Below are 13,802 nucleotides of genomic sequence, written 5' to 3' on the forward strand. Positions count from 1 at the left end.
AAAAAAAGATCCCAGTTACGGGATCCTTTTTTTCGTTTAGCTAATCTCTAGCGCTTCTTTAGCCATTTGTTCAAATTCATCAAGCTCAGATTGTAGGGCAAATTCGGCGATAGCAACAGGATAGGCTGCCGTCAATTCGATAATATGCTCCTTCATTCTAGACCAAACATAACCTCCTGCTTCTTGATACGCTCGAATCAAACAATCCAACCCTTCTTCTCCAAAGATCCTATAATACCCCACAAAATCATTGGACATATCCGTTACCTTTGCCTCGGTCCAATCAATCAGTCCTGTAACGTTGGCATTCTTATCAATTAAAATATGTCCAGCATGTACGTCGCCATGAATCAGTCCCGTTTCCTTAGGCCACATCTCTACGTCCTGCAACCAGCTCTGCCAACGAGCCCAGAGAGATTCTCCTACTCCATATGTGCGCCTGACTGCCTCCATACGTTCTTTCATCGATTCCCTAGCTTCTTCTGGGGAATGGATCACTAATCCTGCTTCCATTGCCTTCTGCTTCTCCATTCGATGCAGAGAAGCCAGGGCAGCGCCCAGCGTCTGATGAAAACACATTGGTACATTCTTCTCATCTAGCTCCCAGATATAGCTATAGGTTGCCATATCAATAGTTGCCGCTGGTACACCCTGTAATCGTTTGTAAGCGATAAGCTCCTCAGTGTAGACAGACCAATGTGGAACCTCGAAGCTAACCTTCTGATGAATAAGGTCTAATACACTCTTCTCTATTTTCGTTTTTGGAGATACATCCTTACGCCTTGGAAAGCGCAGCACCCATTCATCTCCAGCCTGATCTGTAGCAAATACAACCTGAAAATCAAGCCCTGATTCATTACATACACATGTCTTCTCCTCTAACAGCAACCCGTGTCTTTCTGCTATTTCAAGTACTTCTTTTATTGTTCTACTCATGCACTCGCACATCCTTATTGTATATTTGATATTCCAAAACGGATGGCTTACCTGTGTTTTGAGATAAGGAGCCTAATGATCTCTATTCTTTTTTTGCACACAAAAAGAGGGTAGATTTGTCCCTCCCTCTTATTGCATCCTTCTATATATGCATAGGTTTCCTAAAAATAGGCAGACGAATCCCGATACCTCTACACACAGGTAGAGCCTTTAAGCACTATTCATTTAGCGGCAAAAAGCTTCAAATCGGAATCTACGATAAATCATACCCATTTTCAAGCAACCCTCCATTCATTTACAATTCTCTTCTATCATAGCATCGTTCTAATTAGCTGACAACAATCATTCCTTCATAATCATTGGGCTTTGCCCTTCACACGATTGAAGAGGGAGTCTTCTGTCGGAAAATATAAAAACACAGCTTTTCATCAGAGGGGTGACGGATCAGATCGACCACCTTCCATTGCTGATTGAAATAATGAAGACAGACTTCCCTCACTTTCAAGCGCCATTCTAGAGCCAGCTGGATATCATTTTTTTTGATTTCTTGAAAGTTACTAGGGACGGGCAAGAGAAGCAAATTGGTGGAGGTGGCTTGCTCCTCTTGTTTGAGCTCCACTTCCTTTGGTGCAAAATAGCCCTCTTCTTCTAAATAAACGGTTTGAATACGCTGGGGAGCTTCAGTGACGATGCTTTGCTCAATAGCAAGCTTGTCCATGGAAGAATCAGGTGACTCATGATGTTCTGTCCTCCATTCAACTAGAAATCGATCTGAGGGAATCCCTGCATTCAGAGCATCTGGCATCTCCCCGTAGGCATTCACAAGGTAAGTCGAGCAGACAGCGCCTAATTTGTGCATATTTAAATACCCGTTGACCGTTTCTAACGGGTCATAGGTCCATTTGATAAGTTTGTACCCTTGTTTTCTTGCTTCTTCTCGTTGGACCCATTTTAGCCTCTCACCTATTCCATATTTTCTATAGCTAGGATGAATCCCTAAGGTATGAGAGCATAAGTAGACCTTTTCCCCATCAAAACCAGGAAAGCTATACTGAAAGCCTATTAACTTCTCCTCTAAATAAGCGCCTAAGACAAGCCCCCCGTTTTTAATCGTAGCAATGGTATGATTGACTGACACGGAATCTTCCATACTCCAAATACTCGCTTCCAGTTCTCTAACTTGTGTTAGTTCTTCGATGGTATGCAACCTCCGAACCTTAACCTCTCTTATAAGTTCCTCCTTCAAATCTCTCCTCCACCTTTTTCATTTTCATCAATTACACGCTCTATACCAATGCAATTGGGATAATTAAACATTTGTTTAGATTCTCATCATTATAAGACTTCGTCTAACCTACTCCTAATTTTTCTTTCTTCGTTACTCCCTGTTGTTGGAAGTCTTAATAAGGGGAGCTGGTACTTTCTTAAAATGTTATTTTTTAGCTCATCTTTTTTTAATTGTTCAGGATTATTCTCATGAAAAGCAAATCCATCTACTTCAATGATTAATACAGGTTGTTTATTTAATTTGCGGTATACGACAAAATCGACTGACGCATTATGATTGACAAAAGCCTGCTCAACTGAATCCAGGTTGTCTGTACTTTTTATTAAATTTTTTAAATAAACCTGATAAGTACACGTAATACTACTATATTTACTTTCATTAAGAATATCGTTTAAGAGAGTCCAAATAATATCCTCTGATTGTTGTTTTGATATATTGAGAAGACGGTTTTTATACGACATCAACTTCTCCGAATACTCCTTATACAGCAAATCAAATACAGAAACAATTTCACTATCTATGATATTTTCGTCAAGTGTACTGTACTCAATGTACCGAATCAAATCAATAACTTCTTTCCCAAATTGACTAAATAAATGGTTATCTGTTACTAAAACAAATTGATTTTGAGCCCTTGAAACCGCCACATTAATCATACAAGGATCATCAACAAAGGAGATCCCCTTTTTTCCTTGAAAAGTAGTATCTAGAACAGTAGACATGATCATGACTGATTTTTCTCGCCCTTGATATTTGTGGATGGTATCGCATTCGATTTCATCATCTAACAAGTTAAGTGCTTTTTTTACTTGTTTTTTATACGGAGTAGTAAATCCGATATCAGTCTTGCTTTGAAAGCAAAGCTGATGGTTTTGCATAACTTCCTCTACTATTACATCTAACTCCCTTTGATTGAATTTACCTCTTTCTTCTCCATGTGTAACCTTTCTCATATGATTTCCTTTAGCTGTACGATAAAGAATTAAAGGAATATCCCCTTCTTTTTCCTCTCTGAATGGAATTAATGCACCATCGTAATATTTTTGATTACAAAATTCAATAATTTTGGGATGGCATCTATAGTGTTCTCTTAATGTTTCTTTAGAAATGCTATTTTCGTAAAGCGAAATCATAGAGGATAAAATATTATGTTTAAAATAGTCAAAAGAATCCTCAATATCGATTTGGTTAATTCGATCCTTAATTTTCAAATCAACTATTTGAGGTAATTGCTTGGTATCACCTACAATGATTGCATTTTTAGAACATGATAAAGATAGGGCTGCGGTTAATAAATCCACTTGCGATGCTTCATCAATAATTAAATAATCAAACAAAAAATTCTCAGCTACACAATTTCGTAGTGAGTGGGTAGTGCTCAGGACAATAGGGAAGTGATCAATAAATGTTTTATAATTATTTTTATACGTATTTTCGTCTATGTTTCCCTTACCGTTATACTTTTTATACAATTTATGTTTGAAAATAACAGTTGAAAGTTCTTCATGCTTTTTCAATAAATCTTGAAAAGAATGGTTCGCTAACTCATTTGTAAGTTCTTGCTTTTTCTCTTCTAGAGTTCTAATTTTCATATCATAATATTGTTTCTGTAGATTTAATATAAGTCCCATTTCACTTTCTTTTAATTTCTTAAACTCAGTAAATCCATATTTTATTAGCACCTTTGCTTTATAGAAAATACTATCTAATTTTTCTTTTTCTTTAGCAATATGATTGTCTACTAAAAATGAAATGATTTTTTCTGGAGTTTGACGATAAAATGGTAACCTTTTTATTTCTTCTAATTTATGATGACTCGAATAACGTTCATAATGCTCTCTTTCAAGAGCAAAAGCAGATAACTCTTGTTTTACCACAGCTAGTTGATTGTTTACCTCTAATAAATGATTTATACGTTCATTTAATTCAGTTATTTTTTCATACAGCCGCCTTTCCTCAAGTTGACTTTCCCAACCTGCTACATTAATTTGTGGTAATTTTTCGAAGAATTTTTTGATATTTTCTTTATTCCCTAAGGAAGCTACAATAAAATGATACTTTTCTTTTTCTAACTTATCTTTTATATTCTGTACTGCTGCATTATTTCCAGAAACGATTGCCACTGTCTTTCCTTGCATCATCGTTAGGTTAGCAATGATATTCAAAATAGTTTGTGTTTTACCTGTTCCCGGTGGTCCTTCAATAATAGAAATATTACTTTTCAGAGCGTTTTCTAATGCTTTTTTTTGACTTAAATAAACTTAAATGGGAAGATAATATTGCTAGTGCTGGGAGATAATATTTTTACAGGTTCTTTATTCAAATAACTATACAAAACACTCTCAGGATGCAAGAATGTTAACTTATCAAACTCTTTTTTTAAAAAAGCTTCTGATTTATCATCTGTTTTTGTATACTGCGAAATATCTGTCCAATATCTCAACACTCTCTCCACTAATCCTGTTTTATCCGAGCTTTCTTTATTGGTAAACTTAATACTTTCAGCATCAAAAACTTGGCTCTCACCATTTTGATAAAAAATCTTTATTTTTTTCCCAAAATTAAAAACTTGTGTTACTTGAAAAATAGGTATTTCATTTAGATATATGGATTTCTTTTCAATGTCAATAATGTCTGGATTCTTTTCTATTATTACGTTTTGAATATGATAGCGATGAGGTTTAAATTTTCCCTTGAAAAGGATTTCTACATTTGAAGTATGGATTTTATAAGATGCCACAGAAGATGTTTTATCTTCTCCCTTTAATAGTATTAGATATTTGTTTTGATCCATTTTCCCAATCCTTTGATTTTCATATTAGTTTACACAACTAAAACAGACAGTTCAAAAAGATAGTCCTCTTCATTCGAAGACAAATCATCTAACAGCAAATCTACGTAAATGCCTCCCTTTACTGTCAGGGCATGTTCTTTGATATAGCCTGCCATTCTATCCAGAGCGATGTCTAGGTTGTCATAATTGCCCCGATGATAGGCAATCAAATAATGACCTGCTTCTCTTGTGACAACAGGAATAGGCTGATCTAGCTCTGTTACTTGAGTATAGAAGGAATCGTAATCGTCATACTCTCCTCTAAGTACGTTCTGATAATCAATCATTCCTCCGATACTATATGGACTATAGATGCCATGTTCCTCACATAACTTCATATGTTCACCAACGGAAATGATTAAGTTTTTCAAGTTCTCCGTTGATTTCACCTTACTGACAACCAAATACCTCTCTTCGCTAAATTTGATTCCCATTTTATTTACATCAACCTGAGTCGCCGTCTGTGTCAGTACAATCTTATGCTGGATCAGTTTTCTCATTCGTTGTAACGTTTCTATTTTTTCTGTGAGTTCTTTTTCTTTGCCCTCAAGTAGCTGGACAAACTCAACAGGGCTTCGTCGATCCAAATAGGCTTTGATTTGCTCTAAAGGCATATCCAGATCTTTCAAAAGCCCTATCACATGGAAAACATCAATCTGGGCAATAGAATAATAGCGATAGCCGTTTTCTTCCTTTACAGCAGGAGAAAAAATACCAATTTGATCATAATGAAACAAGGTGTGCTTGGAAACACCACATAACTGGGCAAATTCTCCTGTTGTAAAATGGGTTTCTCTCATTTTACTCATAACAAAACACTCCTTGTGAAAAACACTGCTTGAGTATCGGGTTACCCTATACTTTATTATTTACTCTATGCTATTCTTTTTACTATTTCAAGCGAGGTGTTTTTTGTGAATCATTCATTAGGGAGAGAATTTAATTTCCGTTCTCTTCTTTCATTCGCATTTCCTACTATGATCATGATGATCTTTACTTCGATGTATACGATTGTAGATGGGCTCATTGTTTCTAGATTTATTGGTACAGATGCTCTCTCAGCCATCAACATTGTCTTTCCTGCCATCATTATCACTATAGCTATAGGGGTCATGTTAGGCACAGGGGGAAGTGCTATTATTGCTAGAAAGCTGGGAGAGAACAAGATCCAAGAAGCCAAAGAAGCTTTTACCCTGATTGTTCTTGTTGGTGTAGTGATTTCGATCATCATCGGAATGATCTTCATCCTATTCTTAGAGCCTATTTGCCAGCTCTTAGGCGCTAGTGACCTGTTACTGGAGCACTGTAAGCAGTACCTGTATACATTGTCCTTTTTTATTCCTGCCCTTATGCTGCAAATGCTATTTGAGATCTTTTTTATTACAGCAGGCAAACCTAAGCTGGGGTTAATTCTTATTGTCTTTGCTGGGATAACCAACGGAGTATTAGATTATGTTTTTATTGTCAGTATGAATATGGGAATCACCGGAGCAGCGCTAGCCACAGCGATTGGCTGTCTTATTCCAAGTATAGGTGGGTTGATCTATTTCTTTAATCATAAAAATAGTCTTCATTTTGTCCGACCTTCCCTAAAGAAAAACGTGATTTGGGCAAGCTGTCTGAATGGCTCATCTGAGATGGTAACTAACCTTTCTGCGGGAATCATTACTTGGATTTTCAATCTTCTGATGATGAAACATTTAGGAGAAAATGGGGTAGCAGCTATGACCATCGTTTTGTATACGCAATTCTTGATGACGGCTCTATTTATGGGGTTTTCAATGGGCGTGGCTCCAGTTTTTAGCTATAACTATGGTCGGCAACATCATGTACAGCTAAAACGCCTATTTCAAATCTGTATACGATTCATTGGGGGAGCTCGATTTTGATCTACTCCCTAGCATTCTTGGGTAGAAACTCTTTGATTGCCATCTTTTCTCCAGCTGGTACGCCTGTATTTGATCTTGCTAGAGAAGGGTTCTTGTTGTTTTCCATTAGCTTTTTATTTGCTGGTTTTAATATGTTTACCTCTGCCCTTTTCACTGCTTTTTCGAATGGTAAAATCTCTGCGGTCATCTCTTTTGCCAGAACATTCCTGTTTATTTTAGTGGCTCTCTTGCTGCTGCCGCTTCTTTTGGAAGTGAAAGGAATTTGGCTGGCTGTTCCTTTTGCAGAACTTGTTTCTCTCTTTTTTGCATTCTTCTTTATCCAAAGGTATAAAAGAACGTATCATTATCTATAAGTTCATATAGGCTAGACCATCCAATCCTCCTGCATAAGCCCTAGTTGGTTCAGCAGGAGGATTGGATTTATCTGTCGAATTAACTAATAAAAGTTTATCAGAAATTTATCATTTGAGGTGTTGGAATGATTAATAAATTTGTCATGCCCGAAGTGATTTTTGGTAACGGTTCCATACGTCAAGTTGGTGAATGCTGTCTGCGTTTAGGGGCAAAAAAGCTGTTTATTGTCTGCGACCCCGATATTTTAAATGAAGTTTGGTTAGAGATGGTTATAAATAATTGCCTAGAATCCGGCTTAGAATATGTTGTCTTTACTGACTTAACCATTAATCCTAAAGATACAGAGGTTGAAAATGGCCGAAAGATGTATATACAGCATCAGTGTGATGCTGTTATTGGACTCGGTGGCGGCAGTGCTATCGATGTAGCAAAAGCGGTTGCTTTGTTATCGACAAATGAAGGAACCATTCATTTATATGAAGGCATTGATAAAATTACTGCCGCTTTGCCCCCGCAAATCATGATTCCAACAACGGCTGGATCAGGTTCAGAGGTTTCGCAGTTTTCAATTATTATTGATTCGATTAGAAAAAAGAAGATGACCATCGTTTCTAAGTCTTTAATTCCGGACATTGCCATCATAGATCCGCAAACGCTTTCGACGAAAAGCCCTCAATTAACCGCTGCATCAGGATTGGATGTCTTAACCCATGCGATCGAAGCATATGTAAGTGTTGCAGCTACTCCATTAACAGATGTCCATGCTCAAAATGCCATTTCTTTAGTTGCACACTATTTAAGACCCTCCGTTGCCTCTAGACTAAATGTAGAGGCTAAAGCAAAAATGGCCATCGCCAGCTTGCAGGTGGATTGGCTTTTTCCAATGCGATACTAGGTGCTGTACATGCCATGTCTCATGCTGTTGGCGGGAGATTTCCCTTTTATCATGGCGAAGTGAATGCCGTTTTACTTCCCTATATTATGGAATTTAACTTAATTGCCTGTCCAGAAAGATTTTCGTTTATAACAGAACTACTAGGTGAAGACATTACTGGTCTATCTTCTATAGAGGCAGGAAGAAAAGGAATACATTATGTTCGGCAACTCTCTTTGGATATAGGTGTTCCGCAAAGATTATCAGAAATGGGGAATGTTGAACCATATATTTCAGAAATGAGTAAAATAGCGCTGGAGGATGCCTGTATGATTACAAACCCCCGTGATATTACTTTAAATGATGTGGAAGCATTATTTAAGTTAGCATTGTAGGTGACAGGATGATGAATAAAGCGGAAATGATTGATCTCCTTACTGGAGTGAAATCTTCAAAAAAAAGCTATTATACAGAATTAAAAGAAACCGTATTAGAATTACAAAAGAAAAACATGCAGCTAGAAATCATTAATGAAGTAACAAAAGGCTTTAATGTAGATACATCAATGGATGTCATGTTGCACAACATCTTAGAAAAATTAAATCAAATTTTCACACTTGAACGTTTGTATCTAGCGGTTGTCGATCATAATCAATTGCTCTTAGCTAATGTATACCCTTTAGATTCTAGTAAACTCCAACGCGGAACGATATTTCCGAAAGAAAACTCATTGTTTCAAACTGTATTTGAAACCAAACAGCCTGTTACAAAGCATATCATTCCAAATAAAGCGGAAAAAATGTTTTTTGAGGATGCCATCCTCACACAAACAGATGCTCAATTTTTTATTTTATATCCACTTGTGTGCAAAGGAGAAGTAATTGGGGTTTTTGGTTTTGAGAGTAATCATCAATTTGACTTTGCTCCTGGTGACTATGTCTTTTTTCAACAGCTTTCCGATCAGCTCGCAGCCTGTATTGAAAATATGAACTTGTATCATGCCGTATTAAAAAGTAAAAAGCAATGGGAGGAAACATTTCGTTCTGTTCCTAGTATGATTTTCGTCATTGATCGAAATGAAAGAATTACTTTATGTAACGAGGCAGTAAATAGGTTTGTTAAATTGGACGACCCATCCATCTATCAACAAACCTTTCATCAGCTGCTTGAGATAGATGCCAAGGATAGCCCCTTAACAGAAGCCTACCAAACATTGAAAGCCACATCAAAACAACTAACGATTTTAAATCGAATTTGTGAACTCCATTGTTATCCATCATTGAACGAAAAAAATGTAATGACTGAAATCATTGTTTCAATGAATGACATTACTGAAAAGCTACAAATTGAAGGACAGCTTATCCATTCTGGTAAATTAGCGGCAATTGGAGAGATGGCTGCAGGTGTAGCTCATGAGCTTAATAATCCGCTTACGGCTGTATTAGGGAATTCTCAATTGCTGCTAAGAACAACCAATAAAGAAAAAGTAGAATACAAGCTTTTAGAAGATATTCAGCAGTGTGGAATCCGTTGTAAACATATTATTAGTAGTTTATTAACGTTTTCCCGGCAAGATGAGTATGTTTTTCAGGAGTGTTCATTAAATAAAGCGGTTGAACAGGTGTTGAACTTGGTCCGGTACCAAATTGAACGCCAAAATATTCAAATTGAACTACACTTGGATCATCATGTGTCTACTATTAATGGAAGCTTACAACAGATTGAGCAAATCGCTATAAACTTGCTGCTTAATGCCAAGCAAGCTCTAGAAGAAATGGAAGTGGATAATAAAAAGATAGTAATCGAAACATGTGAAATGGTGATCGAGCAACAGAAAAAAGTTTGTCTGAGAATTACTGATAATGGAGCCGGTATCAAAGCCCCAGATATTCAAACTATCTTTAACCCCTTTTTCACCACAAAAAAAGCGACAAAAGGTTCTGGGCTTGGTCTTTCAGTAAGCCTAGGTATTGCTAAAGCACATGGAGGGACAATCGAAGTAGAAAGCAAGGAAGGAAAGGGAAGTGTATTTACATTAGTCCTTCCAAAAAAAGAATGAAAGAGGCAATGAAATGAGTAAGGATAGACCCAAAATATTAATCATTGATGACGAGGTTGAAGTTGGAAATTTTCTCTTCCATCTGCTCTCAAATAAATATGACATCAAGATAGGATACAGTGGAAAGGATTGCGATCAGCTGCTAGAAACTGAACTCTTTCATCTGGCCATTCTCGACGTGAAATTGCCTGATACGAGTGGTTTAACATTACTAGCGAAAGTGAAGGAAAAATACCCCCTCTGCAAAACAATTGTCATGACTGGATACAGTACGATAAAGACGGCAGTTGAGGCGATTAAACTTGGGGCAAATGACTACATAGAAAAACCATTTGAAAGTATTGATCATTTAGAAGACCTAATAGCGAGTTTAGTTGATGGGACGGGAACAACAGACCAAAATACGCTGGCTAAACTTGCTGAGGAATCAGGTTTCATAGTTGGGGAGAATCATGTAATGCAACAACTTATAACGATGGCACATAAAATTGCCAAAAAAAATGTCAATGTTCTCATAGAAGGGGAAACAGGAACTGGAAAAGAAGTATTAGCTCATTTTATCCATCTTGCTAGTCACCGAAGGGAGCAGCCTTTTCTCGGAATAAATTGTGGGGCGATTTCAGAAGACTTGTTAGAAAGTGAGCTTTTTGGACACATGAAAGGGGCATTTACTGGTGCGATCAAAGAAAAAAAGGGAATTTTTGAAATAGCAAGTAACGGTACTCTTTTTTTAGATGAGATTGGGGAAGCCTCATTGCCGACTCAGGTTAAACTTCTACGCGTTCTAGAAACTGGGGAATTTATGAAGGTTGGGGACGAAAGAATTCGGAAAACAAATACTAGAATCATTGCTGCCTCACATGTAAACTTATCAGAAGCTGTAAACGAAAAGCGATTTAGGGAGGATTTATTGTATCGTCTGGATGTGGTTAAATTAACCATCCCTCCATTGCGGCAAAGAAAGGAAGATCTCCCTATATTAATAGATTTTCTATTAAAAAAACAGCGCGCTACACTTCGATTTTCAGATGAAGCTATGGCTGAATTTCTTGCCTATGATTGGCCAGGAAATATACGGGAATTAAACAATGTTATCAAAAGAGCCATTGCTTTAGCGGATGATGACGTGACAGTCCTAACAACAAATTTTTTACCAGAAAAGCTGTTACAAAGTAAACACCAATACACGACTACTACCAAACAAGCTAGTCATCAAGCATTAAATCAAACTAATCATCAAGCACCACATTTTGAGGAGTTTTTACATGAATGGAATAGAGAAATCCTCTCCTTATGGGCCACCGACACTGAAATTGATCTGGAAACACTTTTACTTCGCGTGAAAAATCTTGAAACCGAGATTGGGAAAGCCTTTGTCCAAAAAATGCTTCGCGAAACGATTGGTGACCGTAAAGAAGCCGCCAAACGGTTACATATCAGTATGAGAAAGCTGCGTTACTTATTAAATGAAAAAGGTTGTCCAAAAAGGTAGAAACACCTTTTTTGAACAACCTTTTTTTAAAAAAATTAATACATCTGCGGATATTGAAATGGGAAACATCCTTTATATTTTTTGTTAGAATGATTACAGCGTCAAAACAATCCGCCCATTGATTTGTCCCTGCTCCATTTTTTCAAACACCTCATTAATACTCTGAAGCGAAGCGGTTTCAATGTTTGTTTTTACTTTCCCTTGCGCAGCAAATTCTAAGGCCTCCTGCATATCCTTACGGGTTCCAACAATGGAACCTCGAACTGTGACTCCATTAAGAACCGTATCAAAAATAGGAATCGGTAGATTATCATGCGGTAATCCAACAACCACAAGCGTTCCACCACGTTTCACGGATTGATACGCTTGTTCAAATGCTTTTTTCGTTACAGCTACACTTATAGAGGCTTGAACTCCGCCTACTCGTTCCAAAATCGCTTCTACAGGATTTACTTTCATACCATTTATAGTTATATCTGCACCAAGTTTCGCTGCTAATTGCAACTTCTCATCTTGAATATCAACTGCAATTACGTTAAATCCCATTGCTTTGGCATATTGTAATGCAACATGACCAAGTCCTCCAATACCATAAATAGCAACCCAATCACCTGGCTTCGCCTCTGAAACTTTTAATGCTTTATACGTTGTTACACCCGCACATAAGATAGGTGCTATTTCAACAGGATCAACATGTTCAGGTATTTTGGCTACATAATTAGCGGGAGCTTTGCAAAATTCTGCGTAGGCTCCATCAACAGAATATCCGCCATTCTCTTGGTCTGGACAAAGAGTTTCCCGACCTGTTAAACAATACTCACATTCGCCACATGCCGAGAACAGCCATGGGATGCCAACTCGATCGCCAACTTTAATATTGGTTACACCTTCTCCAACCTCTGTAACAACTCCGACACCCTCGTGTCCTGGTATTAATGGAAGTTTTGGTTTAACGGGCCAATCACCATGTGCTGCATGTAAATCAGTATGACAAACTCCACAAGCCTCAATTTTAACAAGAACCTCTCCACGTTCAATCCTTGGCTTTTCTACTTCTTTGATTTCTAGTTTTTGATTAAACTGATTGACCACAGCTGCTTTCATGTAAAATCCCTCCTAATTAAGATTCAATTATTTTTAACGCAAGGAATGTGCCAATTTGAAAACCCTTACAAATTAAGCAATAAAACAAACAAGCTTTAAATGATGCCGTAATTTTGTTGAATTCGCCAAAAAATCGGCTAGAATTGCCTTTCTTTTGTCATTTGCACTTGCCTAGGCTGTATTGTCACCAACTAGCAATGAATAGATTTACTAGGCAGGGAACAGTCAAAAACCGTCATCCCTTGCTATTCAGTAAAGGTTAACGGTTTGATTATTTAATCAATCTATTTAATCAATCTATTCCATAAATATATTAGCGTTTCCAAGGAGTTCCTAGCTTAGGCAAAGCCCAGCGATCCAAGCCGTACCAACCAGCTACTTTCCATGCTAGTACTAGCCAAGTTGCAAGAATAAACAGAACGGGATTGGTGCTCAATGTCCCAGCGAGCAAGAAGCTTACATTCATCAATCCACCAAAGAATGCGGCAATTCCTGTTAGTAACCCTAAAATTAAACCTAATCCCACCAATACCTCTCCATAAGCTACAAAATAAGAAAATATGGTCGCATTGGGAAGGGCTATATTTTCAATAAACCAGGCATACCAGCCAGGAACATCTCCTCCTTCTGCTGCTTTTGCCAAGGCTCCTTGTAGATATCCACCAACTGCGGCACCCGCATTCTCTCCAGTCCAAGCGGGGTTAAAGACTTTCTTCCATCCTGCTGTCAACCATGCCCAGCCAACATACAGGCGAATCACTAGCCAAATCCAAGCGGAACGTGTGTCATTAAATAGAAAATTAGAAACAGGGTTTTCAGGTACAATGATGTGTTTATCTTTCATAACTGTGTTCATTGGGTATCCCTCCTAATTTCTTGATGTATCTTACACCTTTATGATACAATTACCCCTGCGCATCCGATGTGACGTACATCACACAAAGGTTGCTAATTATGAACAAATTAAGACTGT

Annotated in this window: 11 protein-coding genes and 2 pseudogenes; 5 read left to right on the forward strand and 8 right to left on the reverse strand. The window is 37.5% G+C overall.

Annotated elements, in window-relative coordinates; genetic code table 11:
* Nucleotides 1–36: 36 nt before the first annotated feature.
* The 6 genes and pseudogenes from JCM10596_RS04265 to JCM10596_RS04280 form a co-directional block, all read right to left on the reverse strand.
* Complete coding sequence (locus JCM10596_RS04265) at nt 37–936, reverse strand: macrolide 2'-phosphotransferase (protein WP_025026070.1); 900 nt, start codon at nt 934–936, stop codon at nt 37–39.
* 373 nt (nt 937–1,309) lie between these two features.
* Nucleotides 1,310–2,182 carry a GNAT family N-acetyltransferase gene (locus JCM10596_RS04270; protein ID WP_051541165.1) on the reverse strand — a complete coding sequence of 291 codons (873 nt, stop codon included), beginning with the start codon at nt 2,180–2,182 and terminating at the stop codon, nt 1,310–1,312.
* An 89-nt stretch (nt 2,183–2,271) separates the two neighbouring features.
* Complete coding sequence (locus JCM10596_RS30750) at nt 2,272–3,357, reverse strand: AAA domain-containing protein (RefSeq protein ID WP_267879673.1); 1,086 nt, start codon at nt 3,355–3,357, stop codon at nt 2,272–2,274.
* 93 nt (nt 3,358–3,450) lie between these two features.
* Nucleotides 3,451–4,464: pseudogene (locus JCM10596_RS30755) on the reverse strand (AAA domain-containing protein); the annotation flags it as partial.
* An 11-nt stretch (nt 4,465–4,475) separates the two neighbouring features.
* Nucleotides 4,476–5,018 (reverse strand): hypothetical protein, encoded by a 543-nt coding sequence (locus tag JCM10596_RS27480; RefSeq protein ID WP_051541167.1) that lies wholly within the window; start codon nt 5,016–5,018, stop codon nt 4,476–4,478.
* Between the two features lie 29 nt (nt 5,019–5,047).
* Nucleotides 5,048–5,866, reverse strand: a complete 819-nt coding sequence (locus tag JCM10596_RS04280) for a MerR family transcriptional regulator (protein ID WP_025026072.1) — start codon at nt 5,864–5,866, stop codon at nt 5,048–5,050.
* 105 nt (nt 5,867–5,971) lie between these two features.
* On the opposite strand from JCM10596_RS04280, the gene JCM10596_RS23775 reads away from it, so the two are divergent.
* The 5 genes and pseudogenes from JCM10596_RS23775 to JCM10596_RS04300 all read left to right on the forward strand — a co-directional run bounded on the left by JCM10596_RS23775 (nt 5,972) and on the right by JCM10596_RS04300 (nt 11,725).
* Nucleotides 5,972–6,946, forward strand: coding sequence for an MATE family efflux transporter (locus JCM10596_RS23775; RefSeq protein ID WP_234410398.1), 975 nt, complete (start codon nt 5,972–5,974; stop codon nt 6,944–6,946).
* Entirely contained in the window at nt 6,943–7,299 is a 357-nt protein-coding gene (locus JCM10596_RS30005) for an MATE family efflux transporter (protein WP_234410399.1), read from the forward strand. Before JCM10596_RS23775 ends, JCM10596_RS30005 begins: the two co-directional genes overlap by 4 nt.
* A gap of 125 nt (nt 7,300–7,424) precedes the next feature.
* Nucleotides 7,425–8,569, forward strand: a pseudogene (locus JCM10596_RS23780) (iron-containing alcohol dehydrogenase).
* A gap of 11 nt (nt 8,570–8,580) precedes the next feature.
* Entirely contained in the window at nt 8,581–10,233 is a 1,653-nt protein-coding gene (locus tag JCM10596_RS04295; RefSeq protein WP_369345596.1) for a GAF domain-containing sensor histidine kinase, read from the forward strand.
* 13 nt (nt 10,234–10,246) lie between these two features.
* The gene (locus JCM10596_RS04300; protein WP_025026074.1) at nt 10,247–11,725 is read left to right on the forward strand and encodes a sigma-54-dependent transcriptional regulator; all 1,479 of its coding nucleotides are present in this window, start codon (nt 10,247–10,249) and stop codon (nt 11,723–11,725) included.
* A gap of 93 nt (nt 11,726–11,818) precedes the next feature.
* Here JCM10596_RS04300 and adhP read toward each other — a convergent pair whose 3' ends face one another.
* Both adhP and JCM10596_RS23785 read right to left on the reverse strand, forming a co-directional pair.
* Nucleotides 11,819–12,829 (reverse strand): alcohol dehydrogenase AdhP, encoded by a 1,011-nt coding sequence (gene adhP, locus JCM10596_RS04305; RefSeq protein WP_025026075.1) that lies wholly within the window; start codon nt 12,827–12,829, stop codon nt 11,819–11,821.
* Nucleotides 12,830–13,142: 313 nt separating this feature from the next.
* A complete protein-coding gene (locus JCM10596_RS23785; RefSeq protein WP_051541168.1) occupies nt 13,143–13,685 on the reverse strand; it encodes a DoxX family membrane protein in 543 nt (180 codons plus the stop codon).
* Between the last annotated feature and the right edge of the window lie 117 nt (nt 13,686–13,802).

It is taken from the genome of Caldalkalibacillus mannanilyticus JCM 10596, from assembly GCF_000615945.1.
Taxonomy (GTDB): Bacteria; Bacillota; Bacilli; order Caldalkalibacillales; family JCM-10596; genus Bacillus_AT; species Bacillus_AT mannanilyticus.

Excerpts from the sequence above, each read along its gene's own strand:
- JCM10596_RS27480 (WP_051541167.1), bottom strand. The coding sequence starts at position 5,018 with ATGGATCAAAACAAATATCTAATACTATTAAAGGGAGAAGATAAAACA.
- JCM10596_RS04280 (WP_025026072.1), bottom strand. The coding sequence starts at position 5,866 with ATGAGTAAAATGAGAGAAACCCATTTTACAACAGGAGAATTTGCCCAG.
- adhP (WP_025026075.1), bottom strand. The coding sequence starts at position 12,829 with ATGAAAGCAGCTGTGGTCAATCAGTTTAATCAAAAACTAGAAATCAAA.
- JCM10596_RS04295 (WP_369345596.1), top strand. The coding sequence starts at position 8,581 with ATGAATAAAGCGGAAATGATTGATCTCCTTACTGGAGTGAAATCTTCA.
- JCM10596_RS23785 (WP_051541168.1), bottom strand. The coding sequence starts at position 13,685 with ATGAACACAGTTATGAAAGATAAACACATCATTGTACCTGAAAACCCT.
- JCM10596_RS04265 (WP_025026070.1), bottom strand. The coding sequence starts at position 936 with ATGAGTAGAACAATAAAAGAAGTACTTGAAATAGCAGAAAGACACGGG.
- JCM10596_RS04300 (WP_025026074.1), top strand. The coding sequence starts at position 10,247 with ATGAGTAAGGATAGACCCAAAATATTAATCATTGATGACGAGGTTGAA.
- JCM10596_RS30750 (WP_267879673.1), bottom strand. The coding sequence starts at position 3,357 with ATGATTTCGCTTTACGAAAATAGCATTTCTAAAGAAACATTAAGAGAA.